Annotated in this window: 21 protein-coding genes; 10 read left to right on the top strand and 11 right to left on the bottom strand. The window is 53.7% G+C overall.

The window, feature by feature from the left end; all coding sequences use genetic code 11:
• Positions 1–30: 30 nt before the first annotated feature.
• The gene (locus OGY35_RS22490) at positions 31–723 is read right to left on the bottom strand and encodes a fimbrial biogenesis chaperone (RefSeq protein ID WP_286633501.1); all 693 of its coding nucleotides are present in this window, start codon (positions 721–723) and stop codon (positions 31–33) included.
• 96 nt (positions 724–819) lie between these two features.
• Entirely contained in the window at positions 820–1,365 is a 546-nt protein-coding gene (locus tag OGY35_RS22485; protein WP_286633500.1) for a fimbrial protein, read from the bottom strand.
• A 550-nt stretch (positions 1,366–1,915) separates the two neighbouring features.
• On the opposite strand from OGY35_RS22485, the gene flhB reads away from it, so the two are divergent.
• The 5 genes from flhB to bglB all read left to right on the top strand — a co-directional run bounded on the left by flhB (position 1,916) and on the right by bglB (position 8,523).
• Positions 1,916–3,070 carry a flagellar biosynthesis protein FlhB gene (gene flhB / locus OGY35_RS22480; RefSeq protein WP_286633499.1) on the top strand — a complete coding sequence of 385 codons (1,155 nt, stop codon included), beginning with the start codon at positions 1,916–1,918 and terminating at the stop codon, positions 3,068–3,070.
• Positions 3,063–5,141: a flagellar biosynthesis protein FlhA gene (gene flhA / locus OGY35_RS22475; protein WP_286633498.1), complete on the top strand. Its 2,079-nt coding sequence runs from the start codon at positions 3,063–3,065 to the stop codon at positions 5,139–5,141. Before flhB ends, flhA begins: the two co-directional genes overlap by 8 nt.
• A complete protein-coding gene (gene flhE, locus OGY35_RS22470) occupies positions 5,141–5,533 on the top strand; it encodes a flagellar protein FlhE (protein ID WP_152404074.1) in 393 nt (130 codons plus the stop codon). The genes flhA and flhE overlap by 1 nt, the downstream gene beginning before the upstream one ends.
• A 262-nt stretch (positions 5,534–5,795) precedes the next feature.
• Positions 5,796–7,379 (top strand): MFS transporter, encoded by a 1,584-nt coding sequence (locus OGY35_RS22465; RefSeq protein WP_286633497.1) that lies wholly within the window; start codon positions 5,796–5,798, stop codon positions 7,377–7,379.
• 4 nt (positions 7,380–7,383) lie between these two features.
• Positions 7,384–8,523 carry a beta-galactosidase BglB gene (gene bglB, locus OGY35_RS22460; RefSeq protein WP_178825784.1) on the top strand — a complete coding sequence of 380 codons (1,140 nt, stop codon included), beginning with the start codon at positions 7,384–7,386 and terminating at the stop codon, positions 8,521–8,523.
• Between the two features lie 93 nt (positions 8,524–8,616).
• Here bglB and OGY35_RS22455 read toward each other — a convergent pair whose 3' ends face one another.
• The 3 genes from OGY35_RS22455 to deoC are packed head-to-tail and all read right to left on the bottom strand — an operon-like array spanning position 8,617 to position 11,750.
• Positions 8,617–9,390 (bottom strand): DeoR/GlpR family DNA-binding transcription regulator, encoded by a 774-nt coding sequence (locus tag OGY35_RS22455; RefSeq protein ID WP_286633496.1) that lies wholly within the window; start codon positions 9,388–9,390, stop codon positions 8,617–8,619.
• A gap of 52 nt (positions 9,391–9,442) precedes the next feature.
• Positions 9,443–10,948: a xylulokinase gene (locus OGY35_RS22450; protein WP_286633495.1), complete on the bottom strand. Its 1,506-nt coding sequence runs from the start codon at positions 10,946–10,948 to the stop codon at positions 9,443–9,445.
• A gap of 52 nt (positions 10,949–11,000) precedes the next feature.
• The gene (gene deoC, locus OGY35_RS22445) at positions 11,001–11,750 is read right to left on the bottom strand and encodes a deoxyribose-phosphate aldolase (protein ID WP_286633494.1); all 750 of its coding nucleotides are present in this window, start codon (positions 11,748–11,750) and stop codon (positions 11,001–11,003) included.
• A 359-nt stretch (positions 11,751–12,109) separates the two neighbouring features.
• Between deoC and OGY35_RS22440 the strand changes: the two genes are divergently transcribed.
• Genes OGY35_RS22440 through OGY35_RS22430 form a run of 3 tightly spaced genes read left to right on the top strand, consistent with a single transcriptional unit; the run spans position 12,110 to position 14,006 of the window.
• Positions 12,110–12,247, top strand: coding sequence for a hypothetical protein (locus OGY35_RS22440; protein ID WP_187696642.1), 138 nt, complete (start codon positions 12,110–12,112; stop codon positions 12,245–12,247).
• Positions 12,248–12,283: 36 nt separating this feature from the next.
• A complete protein-coding gene (gene fucP, locus OGY35_RS22435; RefSeq protein ID WP_152404085.1) occupies positions 12,284–13,615 on the top strand; it encodes an L-fucose:H+ symporter permease in 1,332 nt (443 codons plus the stop codon).
• A 1-nt stretch (position 13,616) separates the two neighbouring features.
• Positions 13,617–14,006, top strand: a complete 390-nt coding sequence (locus OGY35_RS22430; protein ID WP_286633493.1) for a VOC family protein — start codon at positions 13,617–13,619, stop codon at positions 14,004–14,006.
• A 58-nt stretch (positions 14,007–14,064) separates the two neighbouring features.
• On the opposite strand, the gene argS is transcribed toward OGY35_RS22430, so the two are convergent.
• A complete protein-coding gene (gene argS, locus OGY35_RS22425) occupies positions 14,065–15,798 on the bottom strand; it encodes an arginine--tRNA ligase (protein WP_286633492.1) in 1,734 nt (577 codons plus the stop codon).
• A 238-nt stretch (positions 15,799–16,036) separates the two neighbouring features.
• On the opposite strand from argS, the gene OGY35_RS22420 reads away from it, so the two are divergent.
• Positions 16,037–16,606 (top strand): VOC family protein, encoded by a 570-nt coding sequence (locus OGY35_RS22420; protein ID WP_286633491.1) that lies wholly within the window; start codon positions 16,037–16,039, stop codon positions 16,604–16,606.
• A gap of 2 nt (positions 16,607–16,608) precedes the next feature.
• Entirely contained in the window at positions 16,609–17,355 is a 747-nt protein-coding gene (cutC, locus tag OGY35_RS22415) for a copper homeostasis protein CutC (RefSeq protein WP_152404095.1), read from the top strand.
• Positions 17,356–17,662: 307 nt separating this feature from the next.
• Here cutC and cmoB read toward each other — a convergent pair whose 3' ends face one another.
• Genes cmoB through OGY35_RS22390 form a run of 5 tightly spaced genes read right to left on the bottom strand, consistent with a single transcriptional unit; the run spans position 17,663 to position 21,240 of the window.
• Positions 17,663–18,631 (bottom strand): tRNA 5-methoxyuridine(34)/uridine 5-oxyacetic acid(34) synthase CmoB, encoded by a 969-nt coding sequence (cmoB, locus tag OGY35_RS22410; RefSeq protein WP_286633490.1) that lies wholly within the window; start codon positions 18,629–18,631, stop codon positions 17,663–17,665.
• A complete protein-coding gene (gene cmoA, locus OGY35_RS22405) occupies positions 18,628–19,371 on the bottom strand; it encodes a carboxy-S-adenosyl-L-methionine synthase CmoA (protein WP_286633489.1) in 744 nt (247 codons plus the stop codon). Before cmoA ends, cmoB begins: the two co-directional genes overlap by 4 nt.
• A gap of 40 nt (positions 19,372–19,411) precedes the next feature.
• Positions 19,412–19,807 (bottom strand): MAPEG family protein, encoded by a 396-nt coding sequence (locus tag OGY35_RS22400; RefSeq protein WP_042318401.1) that lies wholly within the window; start codon positions 19,805–19,807, stop codon positions 19,412–19,414.
• A gap of 51 nt (positions 19,808–19,858) precedes the next feature.
• Positions 19,859–20,677, bottom strand: coding sequence for a DUF72 domain-containing protein (locus OGY35_RS22395; RefSeq protein WP_178826647.1), 819 nt, complete (start codon positions 20,675–20,677; stop codon positions 19,859–19,861).
• Positions 20,674–21,240 carry a hydrolase gene (locus tag OGY35_RS22390; RefSeq protein WP_152404103.1) on the bottom strand — a complete coding sequence of 189 codons (567 nt, stop codon included), beginning with the start codon at positions 21,238–21,240 and terminating at the stop codon, positions 20,674–20,676. The genes OGY35_RS22395 and OGY35_RS22390 overlap by 4 nt, the downstream gene beginning before the upstream one ends.
• Between the last annotated feature and the right edge of the window lie 101 nt (positions 21,241–21,341).

Here is a 21,341-nt window from a genome sequence, read left to right as displayed (position 1 = left end):
GCGCAATCCATTAGCAGTCATTGAGCACCACTATTTCCGAGTTAAACTGGCAGTAAACTCAGCTGTTGCATTGCCATAATCTGTAATGCAGCGCCAGACCACCTTAGAACCCGTCGCGGTGTTAGCAATGGGAAATGTGTTACTAGTTCCAGGGGCCACCATGTCGATATTGGTTATTGACTTACCGTTCACCCGCAGGGTATCAAAAACGCTGTAATAATCGCCGTCATTGGTAATGGATACCTGTCCCCCATGTTGGCTGAAGCGAAGGTTTTTACAGGCATCCAGCGGGGTGTCTTTTAGCCCTTCCGGACGCCAAAACAGTTTTAACCGGGTTTTGTAAATAAGACGTAAAACGTTTTTTTGATTATTGTCTTTTTCAATGGCTGGGATAGTTCGCACGTTCAAGTAAAATAGGGATTCACGATTGGTTGGCAGCGTCTGTCCGGACCAGGTAATACGCAGATTTTGTTCTTTTTGCGGGTCGAGTCGAAAGAGAGGAGGGGTTACAATAAATGGTCCTCGAGTTTTTCCATCGCCGGTATCCGTCCATGACTGAATAAGCCATGGGAGTTCTTTTTCTGTATTGGTTAAGGCCAGTGCCGTTTCTTTTTTGCTTGCATCATAAATAACACGTGTGCGCCCTACCTGGATCCCAACCGCATGGCTGAGTGCGGTACAAGCACAAGTCGTGATACAGATGATGAATAGAGAAAGGCGCATATAAAAACCTTTAATAAATAAACTGGGATGTTATGAAAATAAAATCTTCGTGTTATTAACAATATCGTTAATAACACGAAGGTATGGGTTCTGCATTTACCGATAAAGAATATTAATTGTTAAGTCAGCATTGGCGGCACCAGCGGTTACCGTAGCTGCGACGGATTTATAGCGAGCGTCCAGACTGGTGCTAATGACGTCTACTGCCGTTGTTGCTAATGGGATAAAAACTTGATCGCTCGACGTATCAAATTTGATCAGCGTCTCATCATGTCCTGTTTCGCTGAGGACGATGCCCACGCCACCAGCTTCAGAGACAGCCAGTTTGTCTGTTGAACCCTCGATCGTTGTACCAGTAAAGGTGAGTTGAATCGCAGCAAGCCCATCGCTTTTTACCGGGCAGTCTTTAAGTGAAATGGTCACCGGCACGGTATCTGTTTCTGTTCCGACTGTTTTGAAATACGACGTAGGGTAAGTCCCCAATGGCACGTTATACGTTGTGCCTTCATCGCCTACAATTACGCAGCTTGGTTCAATGATTTCCCCAGTAAAGTGGATAGTCCCAGCATTATTTTCTGGAGCAGCGACGGCGGTTGAAGTTGACATGGCCATAAGTAAGTAAACAAAAATATTCCTTTTCACTATATTATTCTCCAGGGCGATGAAACTGATGTGTATATTAAATAAAAATATGATTTTGTGGTGCTATGTTTAAACAATAGTATCAGTATACACAGAATTTTTTTATTCGGAAGCCACTGTTATTTTTTTTCTGGAGTGAGCTCGTAGCTTTATATGTTTATTTTTTCTCCATTTATTCTTAATTCGTATATGTGGTCGTTAATTTATTTTTTGAGATGGTAAAATAAAGATGTTTCAGAGCAATTATGAATGGTGTGGTAGACGGTGCGGTTATTATTTATTGTGATTCTGTTACGATTTTTAATATTTAATAGGGGTGGGGTATGTTTTTTATTTTTATAAAGCGATAGTAAATATATTTATTTTTAATAAGTAAGCGTTAGCAATCAATGGCGATACTCTGTAGTAACGTCCTATCTCCGTGCTGAAAACCGCATATTAAACGTAAATCAATGGTCTAAAAAGCCCTGTTTACGGGGCCTTTTCGCGCCATTGGCAGGGAAGCGTTCTGTCATCATAACGCAGAGACAACTTGGCTTGAGCACGTGCCGTGGCAGACGAAAGCGATAACGACGACAAAACAGAAGCCCCCACCCCCCACCGACTTGAAAAAGCGCGGGAAGAAGGGCAGATACCCCGTTCCAGAGAACTGACGTCACTGCTGATTTTGCTGGTGGGCGTCTGCATTATCTGGATTGGCGGCGAGTCGCTGGCCAGACGGTTGTCGGGCATGTTGTCAGCGGGACTGCGCTTTGACCACAGCATGGTCAATGACCCCAATCTGATTCTCGGGCAAATCATACTGCTGATTAAAGAAGCGATGATCGCGCTATTGCCGCTGATCGCCGGCGTGGTGCTGGTGGCGCTGATCTCGCCGGTTCTGCTCGGTGGTCTGGTCTTTAGCGGTAAATCGCTGCAACCCAAATTTTCCAAGCTCAACCCACTGCCTGGCATCAAACGTATGTTCTCGGCGCAGACGGGGGCGGAGCTGCTGAAGGCGATTCTGAAATCCACGCTGGTGGGCAGCGTGACGGCGCTGTATCTGTGGCACAACTGGCCGGAGATGATGCGTTTGATGGCGGAGTCACCGCGTACGGCGATGGGCAACGCGATGGATCTCGTCGGGCTGTGTGCGCTGCTGGTCGTGTTGGGCGTGATCCCGATGGTCGGATTCGACGTGATTTTCCAGATCATGAGCCATCTGAAAAAATTGCGCATGTCACGCCAGGATATCCGCGACGAATTTAAACAGAACGAAGGCGACCCTCACGTGAAGGGGCGTATCCGGCAGATGCAGCGCCAGGCGGCGAGTCGACGCATGATGAGCGACGTCCCCAATGCCGATGTCATCGTTACCAACCCGACGCACTATTCGGTGGCGCTTCAGTACGACGAGAACAAGATGAGCGCGCCGAAAGTGGTGGCGAAAGGGGCTGGACTTGTGGCGTTACGTATTCGTGAGATCGGTGCCGAGAACAAAATTCCCACGCTTGAAGCGCCGCCGCTGGCACGTGCGCTTTATCGTCATGCTGAGATTGGTCAGCAGATCCCAGGGCAACTGTACGCCGCCGTCGCGGAAGTACTGGCCTGGGTCTGGCAGCTTAAACGCTGGCGACTCGCCGGTGGGGAACGTCCACCACAACCTGCAAACCTTCCGGTGCCTGAAGCTCTGGATTTTATGAACGAGAAGACTACCGATGGCTAATCTGGTCGCGATGCTGCGCCTGCCCAACAACATAAAAACCACGCAGTGGCAGATCCTTGCCGGGCCGATCCTCATCCTGCTGATCCTGTCGATGATGGTCCTGCCGCTGCCGGCGTTCATCCTTGACCTGCTGTTTACCTTTAACATCGCGCTGTCGATCATGGTGCTGCTGGTGGCGATGTTCACCCAGCGTACGCTGGAGTTCGCCGCGTTTCCGACCATTCTGCTGTTTACCACGCTGCTGCGTCTGGCGCTGAACGTGGCCTCTACCCGTATCATTTTGATGGAAGGGCACACCGGTGCGGCGGCAGCGGGGAAGGTAGTTGAAGCGTTCGGCCACTTTCTGGTCGGTGGCAACTTCGCCATCGGTATCGTGGTGTTCGTTATCCTCGTCATCATCAACTTCATGGTCATCACCAAAGGTGCCGGGCGTATCGCCGAAGTGGGCGCGCGCTTTGTCCTTGATGGAATGCCGGGTAAACAGATGGCGATTGACGCTGACCTTAACGCCGGTCTTATCGGCGAAGATGAAGCGAAAAAGCGTCGTTCTGAAGTGACCCAGGAAGCCGACTTCTACGGGTCGATGGACGGTGCGAGTAAGTTTGTTCGCGGTGATGCTATCGCCGGTATTCTGATTATGGTGATCAACGTCGTGGGTGGTCTGCTGGTGGGCGTGCTGCAACACGGTATGTCCATGGGGCATGCTGCGGAAAGCTATACCCTGCTGACTATCGGTGATGGTCTGGTGGCGCAGATCCCGGCGCTGGTGATCTCAACGGCGGCGGGCGTCATCGTCACCCGCGTCAGTACCGATCAGGACGTTGGCGAGCAGATGGTCGGGCAACTGTTCAGTAATCCCAGGGTGATGCTGCTCAGTGCCGCGGTACTGGGTTTGCTGGGGCTGGTTCCGGGGATGCCAAACCTCGTCTTCCTGATGTTTACCGCTGCGCTGCTGGGACTGGCCTGGTGGATCCGGGGTCGTGAACAGAAGGCGCCTGCCGAGCCGCAGCCAACTAAAGTTCCGGAAAATAATTCGGTGGTGGAAGCCACCTGGAATGATGTGCAACTGGAAGACTCGCTTGGCATGGAAGTGGGCTATCGCCTGATCCCGATGGTCGATTTTCAGCAGGATGGCGAACTGTTGGGGCGTATCCGCAGTATTCGTAAAAAGTTCGCCCAGGACATGGGCTTTTTGCCGCCAGTGGTGCACATCCGCGACAATATGGATCTCCAGCCAGCGCATTACCGCATTCTGATGAAAGGCGTTGAGATTGGCAGCGGCGACGCCTATCCGGGACGCTGGCTGGCGATAAACCCTGGTACCGCGGCCGGCACATTACCGGGCGAGCAGACGGTTGATCCGGCATTTGGCCTGGACGCTATCTGGATCGAAAGCGCGCTAAAAGAACAGGCGCAGATTCAGGGCTTTACCGTGGTGGAGGCCAGTACCGTGGTCGCCACCCATCTGAACCACCTGATCGGTCAGTATGCGTCTGAACTGTTCGGTCGCCAGGAAGCGCAGCAACTGCTGGATCGCGTGTCACAGGAGATGCCGAAACTGACCGAAGATTTGGTGCCTGGCGTGGTAACCCTGACCACGCTGCATAAAGTGCTGCAGAATCTGCTGGACGAAAAAGTGCCGATTCGCGATATGCGTACCATTCTGGAAACGCTGGCAGAACATGCACCGTTGCAGAGCGATCCGCATGAACTCACTGCGGTGGTTCGCGTGGCGCTGGGCCGCGCCATTACTCAGCAGTGGTTCCCGGGTAACCATGAAGTCAGTGTGATTGGCCTCGACACCGCGCTGGAACGTCTACTGTTGCAGGCGCTACAGGGCGGCGGTGGACTGGAGCCGGGTCTTGCCGACCGTCTGTTGGCGCAAACCCAGGAGGCGCTGTCTCGTCAGGAGATGTTGGGCGCGCCACCGGTGCTGTTGGTTAACCATGCGTTGCGTCCATTGCTGTCACGCTTCCTGCGCCGCAGCCTGCCGCAATTGGTGGTGCTGTCGAACATGGAGTTGTCCGATAACCGTAACATCCGCATGACGGCGACTATTGGAGGTAAATAATGCGCAAACTCTTTTGGCTGTTACTCTTCCCGCTGACGTTACAGGCTGCCGGGGAAGGGGCGTGGCAGGCCAGCAGCATCGGTATTACTCTGAATCATCGTGGTGTGTCAGCGTCGTCGGCGCCGCTTTCATCCAGCCAGCCCGTCTCGGGTCTGATGACGCTGGTCGCCTGGCGTTATGAGCTGAATGGCCCGACGCCTGCTGGCTTACGGGTGCGCTTATGCTCGCAATCCCGCTGCGTGGAGATAGAGGGACAGAGCGGCACAACGATGGCATTTAGCAATGTGCCCGCCGTTGAACCGCTGCGTTTCATCTGGGAAGTTCCCGGCGGCGGTCGTTTAATTCCCGCATTAAAAGTTCAGAGCAATCAGGTGATTGTGAACTATCAATAACGGTTATTCTCCTCATCAGGCAGCGGACTGAATTGCTGCCTGACTCGCATTTCTGGCCTCGCCTTTTGATCTAAAAGAAACGCTGTTTTATAAATCGGTGACACGTGTTGCCGGTCTCTTTGCGTTTTTGCCATTTCACTCCAACAGGTGGCAAAAACGAAAAGGTATCCCACTTTGTAAGCTTTTACTGTAGCCGTGTAAGTACTCCCCTGGCGCAGCCAACCGGCCGGGAGTCCCCCAACCATTTGCAGGGTTAACGGTGATGAAAACACGTAAAATTGGATTGGTGAATTATTTCGCCTATGGCTCAGGCGATTTCCTGGGCGCAGGCACCACGGCGCTTACGGCAGCCTGGCTGCTCTATTTCTATACAACCTTCTGCGGACTTTCTCCCATCGAAGCGACCTTCATTTTTGCGGCCGCAAGGGTACTGGATGCCGTTGTCAGTCCGCTGATGGGCTTTTTGACCGATAACTTCGGCTCCAGCTGGCTCGGCAAGCGCTTTGGTCGGCGTAAATTCTTTATCTTGCTGGGGATCCCGTGCGTATTCAGCTATTCGCTGATGTGGGTAGGGGATATGAGCTTCTGGTATTACCTGCTGACCTATTTGCTGTTTGATATCGTTTATACCATGATCCTGGTGCCTTACGAGACGCTGGTACCGGAAATGACCGATGATTTCAAACAGAAAACCAAGTTTTCCGGCGCGCGTATCGGTATGGCGCAAATGTCCGCTATTTTGGCCTCTTTCCTGCCCGGCATTTTGTTAACCGCTTTCGGTAAGCACAACCCGATCTCCTTCTTTTATGCCAGCCTCGTGTTCTCGGTACTGTGCGCGTTGATGCTGACCTTCGTCTGGTTCTTTACCTGGGAACGTCCGCGTGAAGAGTGGACAGAAGCCGCGCTGCGTGCCGAAGAAGAGAAAAAGAGCCTGACGTTCAGTCAGAGCATGAACCGTCTGTTCGTAGAGTTAAGCTCGACACTGCGTATTAAAATATTCCGCCAGCATCTGGGGATGTACCTCGGCGGCTATATTGCCCAGGACGTGTTCAACGCCGTCTTTACCTATTACGTCGTGTTTGTCCTGATGCAGGAAGCCTCAATGGCGTCGAATCTGCTTGGAACGATGGCTATCTTCCAGTTTATTGCAGTCATCGCCATGATTCCGCTATGTATCCGTTTTGGACCTGCGCCATCCTACCGAATGGTGGTGGTACTTTTCGGTCTGAGTTCACTCTCTTATGCGGTGCTTTACTACGCCGGATTGAGCGATGTCTACTCTCTGTTACTGCTGGTTTCCGCGGTGGCAGGTCTGGGGCGTGGGGGTATCAACTATGTACCGTGGAACACCTACACCTACATTGCGGATGTGGATGAAGTCATTACCGGTCAGCGCCGCGAAGGGATCTTCGCTGGGATCATGACCCTGACGCGTAAAGCGTCTCAGGCTGGAGCGGTGATGCTGGTCGGCATTGTCATGCAAATGTCAGGCTTTGTCTCGGGGCAGAGCACGCAGCCTGAAGCGGTCAGCCATACTATCCTGCTGATCCTCAGCTGCGGTACGCTACTGGTGCTGGCCTGCGGTTTCCTGGTCTCCCTGCGCTTTACACTGAATTTGCAAACCCACAGCACGCTGCGCGAAGAGACGGCGAAAATGCGCGAGTCAGGCTGCGCAATGCCGGAAAGCATTACGCCACAGGCGCGCGCCACCGTCGAGATGCTCGCCGGACTGCCGTATGAATCACTTTGGGGTAACAACAACATTGGTTATCTGAATCGTAACAAACCAGCGGCTCCCTCACTGAAGCAGGCTGCGATATTGAATTCGACTTACAACAGAGGTTAAGGATATGAAGGTTTGGCCTGTCAAACATAGCGCATTACTGCGTCAGCCGGAACGTTTTATCTCCCGGGAAGAACTGAAAACGTTAATTCAGACGGTGACAACCAATCTGGTGAACATCAAGGACGAGACTGGTCAATTTCTGCTGCGCCTGGACGACGGACGCGTGATAGACACCAAAGGCTGGGCAGGGTGGGAATGGACGCACGGCGTTGGGCTGTACGGGATGTATCAGTACTACCAGCAGACCGGTGACGAGACCATGCGCGATATTATCGACAACTGGTTCGCCGACCGTTTTGCCGAAGGGACCACCACCAAAAACGTCAACACGATGGCGCCGTTCCTGACTCTGGCGTATCGCTATGAGGAGACGCGTAACCCGGCTTATCTGCCGTGGCTCGACGCATGGGCGGAATGGGCGATGTATGAGATGCCGCGCACCGATCATGGCGGCATGCAGCACATCACGCTGGCGGAAGAGAACCATCAGCAGATGTGGGATGACACGCTGATGATGACGGTGCTGCCGCTGGCAAAAATTGGACAATTGCTTAACCGGCCTGAATACGTGGAAGAGGCGACCTATCAGTTTCTGCTGCACGTACAGAATTTGATGGACCGGGAGACCGGCCTGTGGTTCCACGGCTGGAATTACGATGGACATCATAACTTTGCCAACGCCCGCTGGGCACGCGGCAATAGCTGGCTAACCATTGTGATCCCGGACTTCCTCGAACTGGTGAACCTGCCGGAAAACAACGCCGTACGCCGCTATCTGGTGCAGGTGCTGAATGCGCAGATTGCCGCGCTGGCGAACTGTCAGGATGAGAGCGGACTGTGGCATACGCTGCTTGACGACCCGCATTCCTACCTGGAAGCTTCCGCCACCGCAGGGTTCGCTTACGGGATTTTAAAAGCCGTGCGTAAACGGTATGTCAGTGCGGAATATGCCGACGTGGCGGAAAAAGCGATTCGCGGAATTGTGCGGAACATTTCACCGCAAGGGGAACTGCTACAAACCTCTTTCGGTACGGGAATGGGGCACGATCTCGACTTCTATCGGGCGATACCGCTGACGTCCATGCCCTACGGCCAGGCAATGGCGATGCTGTGTCTGACGGAGTATTTACGCAAGTACTTCTGACCTTTCCTCCGGAACGCGTCGTCCTCCGGGACGGTGTGACGGGGAGCCCGGATAAGGCAGTCGCCGCATCCGGGCACTTCACCACGCTAAAGTCTACAGGCGTGCCTCTTCATCCAGGGAAATAATCTGTATACCCGCATTGCGATACTCTGTTGCCTCATCGGGCAAGCGATCAATCACGATGGTATTGATACGATCTGCTGAGGTAAATTGAGCCAGTGACGTGTTCTTCAGTTTGCTGTAGTCGCAAACGATAATGACCTGGCTTGCATGCTCAACCATGCCCCGTTTTGTTTCTGCCAGCATAATGTCGGCCACACAGGCGCCCTGTTTGAGCGAGAGCGAATTGGTCCCCATAAACGCTTTATCGACGTTCAGCGTATCGAGAATGGATCGTCCGTTGATCGCCACCACACAGTGGTATCCTTTCTTCACGATCCCGCCCAGCAGGATGGTCTGAATTGAGGGACTGGATTCCAGTTCACGAGCGATCTGATAATCATTGGTCACCACGGTCACGTTCTGCCGATCGCGGATATTGCGTGCGATGTGTAGGGTCGTTGTGCCTGTATCCAGCACAATAATATCGCCGTCTTCAACCAGCGCCGCCGCGCGCTGGCCAATCCGTTCCTTAGCGCTCAGATTGACAATTTCGCGGGTGTCAGAGGCCTGTTCAAAACTCGCCCGCGTACGGAGAACGGCGCCGCCATGCGTTCGGGTAAGCAACCCTTCATCTTCCAACTGACGGAGATCGGCTCGAATGGTTGCGCCGGATACATTAAAGAGATCGCACATTTCAGAAACAGTGACTTTGCGTTTTTCCCTGAGAATACTGAGCAACTTCTCCTGTCTTTCTTCTGCAAACATTCTTCCTCTCTTATTTACGGCGCGTTCCGCACGATAGCGCGCTGGCTTATCTTCAGTCTGGTCCTGCGCTCAGAACATCCAGCCTGTCATATAAGGCGGTGGACTGCTGGTAGAGCGTATCAAAAAGCTCAGTGCAGGCCTGGTAATAATCCCGCAGACGGGGATCTGGCGAAATCAGTTTGTCGAACTGAACCGTCTGTCGCACACCGCTGGCAAAATCAGCGTACAGCCCCACGCCAACCCCTGCGATAATACCGCATCCGGTGACGCCATTCTCCTGATTACGCGTAGATAATATCGGGAGATTGTATGCCGCCGCTTTGATTTCAAGCCATAGCGGGCTGCGTGCGCCACCGCCGGAAGCGATCATTTGTTCAGGGTATTGTCCGCACGCTTGTAACTGGCGAAGATTGCGCCAGGAAGCAAAAGCCACGCCTTCCAGTACCGCACGGAATAAATGACCGCGGCGATGCTTTCGTTGCAAACCGAAGAACTGCGCGCGCGAGTTATTTTTTTCAGCCAGTCGCTCTCCCGTCAGATAGGGAAGAAATAGCAGCCCTTCAGCGCCCGCCTGTACCGCCGCCGCCTCCTGTAAAAGCTGCGGGTGGGTTATCTGATTATCGGCAAGCGCCAGCCGCGCCCAGCGAACCGCATCACCGCCAGCATCCAGAATAGTGAATCCGCCCCAGGCAGCGTTAGCCAGATGAAGATTATTAACGAGGGGATGCTGTAACGGGTGCTTTGCGACAACCGTCAGCAGCGTCGATGTTCCCGTCGAGTCAGACGCTATTCCAGGTTCATAGACCCCAGAACCCAGCAGGGACGCTGCCATATCAGATGTTCCTGCAACCACCGGGATCCCGCATGGGAGGTCGGTCAGACGGGATGCTTCGGGCGTCACGTATCCAATGATATCGCTGGATAACTTCAGCGTCGGCAATTGCTCAACGCGTAAGCCAAACAGAGCGCAGGCCTGGGAAGACCATCGACGGGTCTCGCTGTCCATCAGAAAATAACAGGATGCTTCACTATAATCGGTCGCCAGCGCGCCGGTTAACATGAAATTGATGTAATCCTTCGGCATAAGAATGGTGGCGATTTTCGACCAGCTTTCCGGCTTATGCTCACGCCACCAGGCTAATTTGAACGCGGGCCAGGCCGCCGCGGGCGGGTTATTTAAATGCGACAGCCATTTTTCCCGCCCTTCACGCACAGCAAAGGCGTCAACCTGCGGTTGGCTACGCTTGTCATTCCACAATAGCGCCCTGTCTTCTACCAGCTCGCCATGATTATCCAGCAGCACGGTTCCATGCATCTGCCCGCAAACGCCGATGACCGCTATCTGCGAAGCCGTTTCAGGATAACGGTAGAGAACCTCGCGTATGCATTCGCAGGCGGCCTGCCACCATAAAGAAGGGGACTGTTCTGACCAGCCCGCCTGTGGCGACGTCTGCTCATACTCTCTTTGAGCAAAGCCGACCATTGTGCCATCGACATGCAGAATCGCTGCACGAGTACTGCCAGTGCCAACATCGATCGTGAGTATTTTATCTTTCATCACTGACTCCGGTGACGTTTCAGGCGGGCCATCAGGCCCGCAGGCCTTCGGTTTAATCGGCGTTCAACTCAGGAAAACGTTCAGGATATTGCTCCAGTTCAGCCAGCACTTTTGTGACCGCGCCATGGCTCATGCCGAAACGGCGAACGCCCAGTTGGTAGAGCGCGCGGACCGTTTCCAGGTCACGAATGCCCCCGGCGCCTTTGATGTCGATACGGCCGTTAAGCTGATCGGCGATAATGCTGACTTTTTCCACCGTTGCGCCAGTCGGGGCCCAACCGGTAGAGGTTTTAACCCATTTCATCCCCACTTCTACGGCAATATCACAAACGCGGCGAATCTGTTCTTCGTTCAAATAGTGCGTTTCGAGAATCACTTTTGCCGGTACTGGCGCTGCGGCTTCCACCACGCGGCGTAAATCGTCGCGCACATAGTCATAATCCCCGGATAACACTTTGCCAATGTTCACGACCATATCCACTTCACGAGCACCATCGGCAATAAGCTGCCTCACTTCCTGAACCTTGGTATCAGTGGCATGCCCGCCACCGGGAAAGCCGACTGGCCCGCCAATCATCACCTCTCCAGTCCCTTGCTGAGGTAGCAACGTGCTGAGAAAGCGTGTCCAGCAAGGCAGTACATGCACGGAAATGATGTTGTACCGGGTTGCCAGTTCGGCGCAGGCACGGACATCAGCTTCGGTACTGGTCGCCTGTACTGCGCTCAGATCGATTAAACGTGCAAAACGACGGGTTGTTTCATTCATGGTTATATCCTGCTCTTTGTTTTTAATTGATTTCATTTGACGCTGTTTTAACGCTTAAATCCATTTAAAAACGCATCAAATGAAAATAACGTGATCAATTTAGCATTTTTTTATTTTCATTTGTTTTTAATTAGCAGGGCGGGGATGAGAAAAGAGGCATGAAGGGGGATGGGTCGGATAGATCGTCTGGCGCACCTCTGCTTAAAAAAAACCGGCATAACGTCGGCAGTCAAATCGTCTGAGTACGTCGTCATGTTGTGACGACTAATACATGCATTGTTGAAACGCTGCTGTGTGCGGCGGGGGCTGCTTTTGCCCGGAAATCACCTGGTTGCCGTAATGAAGAGGCCTTATGCGTCACGACATTTCACCTATCGCAGATGCGGATAGAGAACATGGGACTGACGGGACGGGTGGGCTTTTGGGATTCCCGGGCCGACAGACGACATGCCGACGCAATGGACGATCGCGTAGACCTGTATGGCGAACATGAACATCTTTTCCGTGCCGCTTCTGATGATGAAATGACATGAACCCTACAATATGAAAACCATTACGAGGATAGCTCAATGAGTACGCTAATTACGGATAAGGTCGATAAAGCGGTGGTCCAGAACGAAAAACTGGATACCAGCGCTTATTTATCGCATACCCCATGGCTACAGTTTTTACTGGTTTGCTGCTTGTTTGCGCTATGGGGGATGGCGGGCAACCTGAATGATATTTTGATTGCCCAGTTTAAAAAGGGGTTCGATCTGACGGATACCCAGACCGCGCTGGTACAGTCGATTTTTTTCCTGGGCTACTTTTTTGTCGCGCTACCTGCGGCGGCGCTGATTAAGCGCTATTCGTATAAAGTGGCGATTATCATTGGATTATGCCTGTATGCCCTGGGGTGCTTCCTTTTTGTTCCCGCCGCTCAGATAATGACCTATGGCGCGTTCCTCGCCTGCCTGGGGGTAATTGCCTGTGGACTCTCCTTCCTGGAAACCTCGGCGAATACCTACTCAAGTTTGCTGGGGCCCATTCAATCTTCCACACAGCGCATTAATTTCTCGCAGATCTTTAATTCGCTGGGCGTCATTTCCGGCGTGCTTATCGGCCAGGTGATGGTCTTTGGTGAAAACGACCCCAGCCATGAAGCGTTGCAGGCAATGCCGACCGCGGTTGCGGATGCGGCTCGCCATCAGATGGTGAGTCAGGTGGTCGGGCCCTATCTGATTATTGGTTCGGTGCTGGTTGTGCTGGCTCTGGTTTTTGTGTTTATTAAATTCCCGTCGTGTAAAGGCGCACAATCTCAGCAACAGGTTTCTGCGGAAAAGATGGGGCCCACCGTGAAGCGCTTGTTTGCAATGCCGCGTTTTCGTCTCGGCGTATTGTCGCAGTTCCTTTATGTCGGAGCGCAGGTTGGCGTATGGAGTTTCACGATTCGTTTCGTTCAGCTTGTACAGCAGGGAACGAGCGAACACTCAGCGACCTACTGGTTGCTTGCCTCACTGGTGATTTACGCCATTGGCAAAACGGTTGCCACCTGGCTGATGAATCGCCTGAATCCGGCGTTATTGCTCGGCAGTTTCGCCTTAGCGGCAACCGGGCTTTTGTTGATCGCGGTGTTTAACAGTTCAATGCTTGCCGTGTACGCGCTTATCCTTGTGAGTTTCTGCATGGCGCCATGCTGGCCGACGAACTTTGGCCTGGTCATCAAAGGCATGGGGAAAGATACCCAAACCGCAGGCTCGATAGTGGTGATGTCAATTATCGGCGGCGCAGTGATTCCGCTGGTGATGGGCATTATCTCTGATATGAACGGCGGCAATATGCAAATCGCCTTTATCGCCCCGTTATTGTGCTTTGTTTACGTCGCTTTCTACGGTTTCTGGTGTGTGCGTAAGGGGGTATGACATGCGCGAGTTGATCAAGACGATTGCTCATGTTGGTTATCAGGTCAGTAATTTAACGCGGTCGCTGGCCTTCTACGAACCTCTGGGTTTTAAGCGCCAGCAGCGGTTTAGTAAAACGTCGCCGCAGGGAAATATTGACGTGGCATTCATTGAAATGGGTGGGGCGGTTCTTGAACTGTATCAGCTTCCCGAAGGGACACCTTTTGACGTTCCTCGCTGCGGTATCGATCATCTTGCGCTGGAAGTCAGCGACCTTGATGCCGTTCAGCGGAAACTGGCAATGCTTGGCTATCCGTTGGATGAAGGGCCGATTGAAGAAGATAACGTGCGTTTCTTGCTGATTCGCGGTCCCGATGGTGAACGGCTGGAGTTTGATGTGTTTGCCCGTTAGCGGCAGTAGGGTAGGTGGGCATCAAAAAACCCGGCGGTTGCCGGGTTTTTGCTGTCATTTACATCCGCTCTACGGTTTCGATGCCTAATGTATCCAGACCGAGCTTCAATGTTTTCGCCGTCAGCAGCGCCAGTTTCAGGCGGCTGTTACGGATCTCGTCGTTTTCTGCGCTCAGGATTGGGCAGTGCTCGTAGAAGCCTGAGAACAGACCGGCGACGTCATACAGATACGCACACATTACGTGCGGTGTCCCTTCACGCGCGACAACGGTCAGCGTCTCTTCAAACTGCAACAGACGGGCCGCCAGCTGCGCTTCGCGATCTTCACTGAGCTGCACCTTCGCGTTCGCCAGGTCATTTTCATCCAGACCAGACTTACGGAATACCGACAGCACGCGGGTGTAGGCGTACTGCATGTATGGCGCGGTGTTACCCTCAAACGCCAGCATGTTGTCCCAGTCGAAAATGTAGTCGGTGGTGCGGTTTTTTGACAGATCGGCATATTTTACCGCGCCAATACCGACGGCGTTGGCCAGTTTTTCCAGCTCGTCTGCCGGCATATCCGGGTTCTTTTCACTCACCAGACGGCGCGCACGTTCCAGCGCTTCGTCCAGCAGGTCCGCCAGTTTCACTGTGCCGCCCGCACGGGTTTTGAACGGTTTGCCGTCTTTACCCAGCATCATGCCAAACATGTGGTGTTCCAGCGGCACGGAATCCGGGACATAACCGGCTTTACGCACGATGGTCCACGCCTGCATCAGGTGCTGGTGCTGACGGGAGTCAATGTAATAGAGCACACGATCGGCATGCAGCGTCTCATAACGGTACTTGGCGCAGGCAATATCGGTAGTGGTGTACAGATAACCGCCATCTTTCTTCTGAATGATGACGCCCATCGGTTCGCCTTCCTTGTTTTTATACTCATCAAGGAATACCACGGTTGCGCCTTCGCTCTCGACAGCCAGACCTTTAGCCTTCAGATCGGCCACGATCCCCGGCAGCATCGGGTTGTACAGACTTTCGCCCATAACGTCGTCGCGGGTCAGGGTCACGTTCAGACGGTCATAGGTGATCTGGTTCTGTGACATGGTGATGTCGACCAGCTTGCGCCACATTTGCAGGAAGTACTCGTCGCCACCCTGCAGTTTTACCACGTAGCTACGTGCGCGCTCGGCGAAGGCTTCGTCTTCGTCGTAGTGTTTTTTGGCTTCACGGTAGAAACCTTCGAGATCGGCCAGCGCCATTTCACCGGCGTTTTCTTGCTGCTGTTTTTCCAGATAAGCGATCAGCATACCGAACTGGGTGCCCCAGTCGCCGACGTGGTTGGCGCGAATAACGTGGTGGCCGAGGAACTCAAGGGTACGCACGGCGGCATCACCGATAATGGTGGAACGCAGATGGCCGACGTGCATCTCTTTCGCCACGTTCGGCGCGGAGTAATCTATCACTACCGTCTGCTTTGCTGGTTTCGCCACGCCAAGACGATCGGAGGTCAGCGCCTGTTCCACGTGTTTTGCCAGGAACGCCGGATCGAGGAAAATGTTGATAAAGCCAGGGCCCGCGATTTCAACTTTGCTGGCGATACCGTTCAGATCCAGATGAGTCAGCACCTGCTCAGCCAGTTGTCGCGGAGCCATACCCAGTTTTTTAGCAACTGCCATCATGCCGTTGGCCTGATAGTCGCCGAACTGTACTTTTGCTGACTGACGAACCTGCGGTTCGCAATCTGCAGGCGCGCCTGCAGCAATCATGGCCTGACTGACTTTTTCTGAGAGAAGAGCCTGAATATTCACCGGAATACCTTACGTTGATGAAGCGGGATGTTATTTACCGCACCAGTTTAAGAATTAAGGGCGGGAGTATACTGCAAATGCCCCCCTGCGTCAGCACTGCACAACCGCAAGCGTGCGCAGAAAATAAGCGTTAAAGGAGTGCATAAGCATGCATACCGCAAAACCTGTAATCTACGGTTGGTTGCGAGAGGCCAACAGAGTAAATTAGCGGCTTTGTACACCGATAAGAGCTCCTATTATGGCGAACTGGCAGACCATTGACGAACTGCATGATATTTCCGCAGATTTACCGCGATTCACTCAGTCGTTCACAGAACTTTCCACTCGCCTCGGTCTGGATGTTTCACCGCTTGAGGCCGATCACATTTCTTTGCGCTGTCATCAGGATGCCACTGCCGAACGCTGGCGCCGCGGATTTGAACAGTGTGGTGAGCTGCTGTCGGAAAATACCATCAACGGCAGACCGATTTGCCTGTTTAAACTGCATGAGCCGGTGTGCGTCGCGCACTGGCGTTTTTGTGTGGTGGAACTGCCGTGGCCCGGAGAAAAGCGGTATCCTCATGAAGGGTGGGAACATATTGAAATCGTCCTGCCGGGCTCCCCTGAAACCCTGAACGCGCGCGCGCTGGCGCTGCTTTCGGATGACGGGCTGAGCCAGCCGGGCATTTTTGTGAAAACCAGTTCACCGAAAGGGGAACATGAACGACTGTCGAACCCGACGCTGGCGGTCACTGACGGGAAGGTGACCGTCAAGTTCCACCCGTGGTCGATTGAGGCGATTGTCGCTAGCGAACAGCAACAGGAGTGAATATGGCATTGTTGGAAATCTGTTGTTACAGCATGGAGTGCGCGCTCACGGCGCAGCAAAACGGTGCGGACCGCATTGAACTGTGCGCCGCGCCAAAGGAGGGGGGCTTAACGCCGTCACTGGGCGTGTTACGCTCGGTCCGTCAGGCGGTGACGATTCCTGTACATCCGATCATCCGTCCACGCGGTGGGGATTTTTGTTATACCGACGGCGAGTTCGCTGCGATGCTGGATGATGTCCGGACCGTGCGTGAACTGGGTTTTCCTGGACTGGTGACGGGGATTCTTGACCCTGATGGTCATGTCGATATGCCGCGTATGCAGCAGATTATGGCTGCAGCGGGTCCACTGGCCGTGACCTTCCATCGCGCCTTTGACATGTGTGCTAATCCGTTAAATGCACTGAAGAATCTCGCAGAATTGGGGATCGCCAGAGTGCTGACGTCGGGGCAAAAATCTGATGCAGTGCAAGGTTTAGCAAATATTTTGGAACTTATTGCTCAACCCGGTGCTCCAATCATTATGGCCGGAGCGGGGGTTCGCGCAGAAAATCTGTCGCGTTTCCTGGATGTCGGGGTACGGGAAGTACATAGCTCCGCCGGAACCCTGATGGCTTCGCCGATGCGTTATCGCAATCAGGGTCTGTCAATGTCGACAGATAAGCAAGCGGATGAATATTCCCGCTATGCGGTAGACGGCAAGTCGGTTGCTGAAATGAAAGGAATCATGGTTCGCCATCAGGCCAAATGATTTTACCGTTGCATCATGTCGCCCAATATGATGCTTGCTCGTACCAGGCCCCTGCCCATTCAACAGGGGCCTTTTTTTATCTTTCTCCTGCATATTTCGGCCTGCAACTGTGTTGGCTTTCCGCGCTCACCCCGGTCACTTACTTAGGTAAGCTCCCAGGGATTCGCTGTGTCGCCGCCTTGTTGCAAACCGAACTATTTTGGAGAAAGGACCTTATTCCATCAGAAACCGTAGGTCGGATAAGCGAAGCGCCTCCGGCAAAACGCCGGATGCGGCTAACGCCTTATCCGGCCTACGACCCACAACATCACGGTTTACGTGCAATCAATACCGCGCGTAACGGGGCAGGGTAACCTTCAACGGTTTTGCTGTGATCGTTCGGGTCGAGGAAGTCGGCCAGCGATTCGGTAACCATCCACTCGGTACGACGCTGCTCTTCGGTTGAGGTGATGCAAACATCTGCGATGCGAACATCGACAAAGCCGCATTTCTCCAGCCAGTTTTTAAGCGCCAGTGCGGAAGGGATGAAATAGACGTTACGCATCTGCGCGTAGCGGTCGCCCGGCACCAGTACGGTGTTTTCGTCGCCTTCCACCACCAGGGTTTCAAGCACCAGTTCACCGTCTTTCACCAGTTGATCTTTCAACTGCCAGAGATGCTCCAGCGGGGAGCGGCGATGGTAAAGCACCCCCATCGAAAAGACGGTATCAAACGCATTCAGCGCTGGCAGTTGTTCTATGCCCAGCGGCAGCAGATGCGCACGCTGATCGTCACCCAACAGTTTACGCACCGCTTCAAACTGGCACAGGAACAGTTGTGTTGGGTCAATGCCGACGGCCAGATGTGCCCCCGCGCCAATCATGCGCCACATGTGGTAGCCGCTACCGCAGCCGACATCCAGAATTGTACGCCCGGTCAGGTCTGATAAATGTGGCAGCACGCGATCCCATTTCCAGTCGGAGCGCCATTCGGTATCAATGTTCACGCCATACAGCGAGTACGGCCCTTTACGCCACGGCATCAGATTTCGCATCAGGGTATCGATACGCTTGAGTTGCCCTGGGCTTAGCGGCTCTTCACTTTCCGCCGTCACGCTGTGCAATAAGTCCAGACGATACGGCGTCAGTTCCGGCAGAAATTCCACCGCGTTTGACCACTGCCTGAAGAGACCGTGCTGATCGCGCTGCCAGGTGGCTATCTGCGCGGGCAGTGTTTCCAGCCAGTGGGCAAGATGATTTTTGGCAATCAGCTGATAGAAGTTACCAAAGTCGATCATGCGTTCGCCCCGGCTTTTAGCGCCACCAGGGAGCCAAAGTTAAAGCACTGGAACCACAGTTCGCTGTGCTCAAAACCGGCCTGGCGCAGGCGCGCCTTGTGGGTTTCGACCGAATCGGTCAGCATCACATTTTCCAGCATGCTGCGCTTCTGGCTGATCTCCAGTTCGCTGTAGCCGTTTGCCCGCTTGAAGTCGTGATGCATGTTGAACAGCAGTTCACCGACTTGTGCATCTTCAAAGCTGAATTTTTCCGACAGTACCAACGCACCGCCCGGATTCAGCCCCTGATAAATCTTATCCAACAACGCCTGGCGCTCCGGTGGCTCAAGGAATTGCAGGGTAAAATTCAGTACCACCATTGAGGCGTTCTCGAGGGTAATCGTGCGGATGTCGCCTTCCACGACCTCGACGGGTGTCGGCGCCTTGTAAGCATCGATATGACGGCGGCAGCGTTCGATCATCGCCGGGGAGTTATCAACGGCGATAATTTTGCAGTTTTCATGATGAATATTGCGACGCACAGAGAGCGTCGCTGCACCCAGCGAACAGCCCAGGTCGTAAACCTGCGTATCCGGCTGCACAAAGCGTTCGGCAAGCATGCCAATCATCGAGATAATATTGGAATAGCCGGGGACAGAACGTTGGATCATATCCGGGAAGACTTCGGCTACCCGTTCATCGAAAGTCCAGTCGCCCAGGCTGGCGATTGGCGCAGAAAAAAGCGTGTCGCGGTGAGACATAACGTAAAAATCCGGGAAAAATAAAGTGGCGTATTGTGCGCTAATGCAGGGAGAAAACCAACTCCCACGGCATATACCAAAGGTTCGCCAACACCATCAGCAGCAACGCGCACCAGGTGGCGCTCATGCCTGAGCGACGCCAGCGGAACAGACGGTGGTGGAAACCGTAATAATGCATCAGCCGACCCACGAGCAGAATAATGCCGCAAATGTGCACCATCCAGGTTTCTGCGCCGTTCATTTCCATAAACAGCAACAGCACTAACGCGACGGGAATGTATTCCACCGCATTACCATGAATGCGGATGGCGGTCTGGAGTTCACTGAAGCCGCCGTCGCCATAGGCAACGCGGTATTGCATCCGCAGGCGGACAACGTCAAAAGAAAACTTCATCAACAACAACGCACCCAAAACGGCATACAGCGCGCTTACCATACAAACTCCCTTTAAAATGGCTGATGGCACTGTCTATGATAGGTGGCAATTTCAGAAAAGAGAAGATTGCTGTGGAATGGACGGAGCAGTTCCGATGTCCGGTAAGGCGGTACGTAAGTCCTGCCACAAGGTGTCGACCAGTTCCGGAGCCTGCGCGATATCCGGAGTATGTAAAAAAAGATACGGCGTGGAGGTTTGCTCCCAGAGCGGTAATTTTTTTAGCCATGCGGCAAAAAATTCCCGGTTTTGCCGCATGTCATCGCTGCCGATAAAGCGCACCAGCGGATGGTTCGCGGTGACGACGGCATGCACCGGCAGCTTCGGTTTCTTGCGTTGGGCATCACGGATGGCTTCATTATGCGCAAGGGCCGCGTGTACCGGACGACTGTCGAGGATCACCCGATTGACTCCGCGCTGATGCAGCCCGCTATTGAGCTGCTGTTCCGCGTCGCTTTTGGCGAAAAACTCTGGGTGGCGCACCTCGACGCCGTAGGTAAACGTCTGCGGCAAGGCATCGAGAAAATGCCAGAGGGCAGGGAGATCGCGTGGACCAAAGCGGGCGGGCAATTGCAGCCAGTACTGACCAATGCGGGTTTCCAGCGGTGACATCCGGGTCAGAAATTCGTGGAGCAAATCATCGCAGTTGCGCAGGGCTGCCTGATGAGAAATGGTCGCCGGAAATTTAAAGCAGAAACGGAACGCATCGGTCGTTTGCGCGTGCCAGCGTGCAACAATCTCCGCTTTTGGCAGCGCGTACAGCGTGGTGTTGCCCTCCACACAGTTAAAGTGACGGGCATACTCTTCAAGACCCGTAATGCCAAGACGCACCCACTTCGGGTGCGACCATTGCGGCAGGCCAATGTAGATCATAAGGCGTTGACGATCTCTTCTGCACGGCGCACGCGCGCAATGCGAGGGAAGATGTGGGTCAGGCTGTTCTGATGCTGTTCGGCGCTGGCGGCACTGCAGGCGTCTTCGGCAATCACCAGGCTAAAGCCCAGCTCCCAGGCGTTACGCGCGGTGGACTCGACGCCGATGTTGGTCGAAATCCCGCACAGCACGATGGTGTCGATACCGCGACGGCGTAACTGAAGCTCCAGGTCTGTGCCATAGAATGCGCCCCACTGGCGTTTGGTGACTTCCAGATCGCTGTCGGCTTTGCCCAGCGCCTTTGGATACGTCCACCAGTTTTCCGGTAGCGCTTTAGCCGGTGCCTGTGCGTCAACGGGCTGTTTGAGCGCTTCGGCGTAATCGTCAGACCAGCCCACGCGGACCATCACCACCGGAGAGCCTTTAGCACGAAATGTCTGCGCCAGTCGCGCGGCGCGCGCCACCACGTCATTGGCTGAATGAGGGCCGCCGGCGAAGGGCAGGATCCCTTCCTGCAGGTCAATAATGACCAGGGCTGTCGTTTTAGCGTTCAGTTGTAACATGGTAACTCCCGTCAAAATCAAGATTCCGTTACACCTTAATCGCGATTGCGTGTGTAAGGAGCGACAATTTTTGTTATTTTTTGTGAGAATTCGCAAGGCCC

Source organism: Citrobacter sp. Ct235, from assembly GCF_030332305.1.
Lineage (GTDB): Bacteria > Pseudomonadota > Gammaproteobacteria > Enterobacterales > Enterobacteriaceae > Citrobacter_A > Citrobacter_A telavivensis.
The sequence above is the reverse complement of the archived record's forward strand: the minus strand, read 5'-3'. Positions and strand labels throughout refer to the sequence as shown.

Coding starts and splice junctions, on each gene's coding strand:
- OGY35_RS22430 (WP_286633493.1), top strand. CDS start 13,617: ATGCGCGAGTTGATCAAGACGATTGCTCATGTTGGTTATCAGGTCAGT.
- OGY35_RS22490 (WP_286633501.1), bottom strand. CDS start 723: ATGCGCCTTTCTCTATTCATCATCTGTATCACGACTTGTGCTTGTACC.
- OGY35_RS22455 (WP_286633496.1), bottom strand. CDS start 9,390: ATGTTTGCAGAAGAAAGACAGGAGAAGTTGCTCAGTATTCTCAGGGAA.
- OGY35_RS22395 (WP_178826647.1), bottom strand. CDS start 20,677: ATGATCTACATTGGCCTGCCGCAATGGTCGCACCCGAAGTGGGTGCGT.
- fucP (WP_152404085.1), top strand. CDS start 12,284: ATGAGTACGCTAATTACGGATAAGGTCGATAAAGCGGTGGTCCAGAAC.
- cmoB (WP_286633490.1), bottom strand. CDS start 18,631: ATGATCGACTTTGGTAACTTCTATCAGCTGATTGCCAAAAATCATCTT.
- flhE (WP_152404074.1), top strand. CDS start 5,141: ATGCGCAAACTCTTTTGGCTGTTACTCTTCCCGCTGACGTTACAGGCT.
- cmoA (WP_286633489.1), bottom strand. CDS start 19,371: ATGTCTCACCGCGACACGCTTTTTTCTGCGCCAATCGCCAGCCTGGGC.
- OGY35_RS22465 (WP_286633497.1), top strand. CDS start 5,796: ATGAAAACACGTAAAATTGGATTGGTGAATTATTTCGCCTATGGCTCA.
- OGY35_RS22450 (WP_286633495.1), bottom strand. CDS start 10,948: ATGAAAGATAAAATACTCACGATCGATGTTGGCACTGGCAGTACTCGT.
- OGY35_RS22400 (WP_042318401.1), bottom strand. CDS start 19,807: ATGGTAAGCGCGCTGTATGCCGTTTTGGGTGCGTTGTTGTTGATGAAG.
- deoC (WP_286633494.1), bottom strand. CDS start 11,750: ATGAAATCAATTAAAAACAAAGAGCAGGATATAACCATGAATGAAACA.
- cutC (WP_152404095.1), top strand. CDS start 16,609: ATGGCATTGTTGGAAATCTGTTGTTACAGCATGGAGTGCGCGCTCACG.
- OGY35_RS22390 (WP_152404103.1), bottom strand. CDS start 21,240: ATGTTACAACTGAACGCTAAAACGACAGCCCTGGTCATTATTGACCTG.
- OGY35_RS22420 (WP_286633491.1), top strand. CDS start 16,037: ATGGCGAACTGGCAGACCATTGACGAACTGCATGATATTTCCGCAGAT.
- flhA (WP_286633498.1), top strand. CDS start 3,063: ATGGCTAATCTGGTCGCGATGCTGCGCCTGCCCAACAACATAAAAACC.
- bglB (WP_178825784.1), top strand. CDS start 7,384: ATGAAGGTTTGGCCTGTCAAACATAGCGCATTACTGCGTCAGCCGGAA.
- OGY35_RS22440 (WP_187696642.1), top strand. CDS start 12,110: ATGGGACTGACGGGACGGGTGGGCTTTTGGGATTCCCGGGCCGACAGA.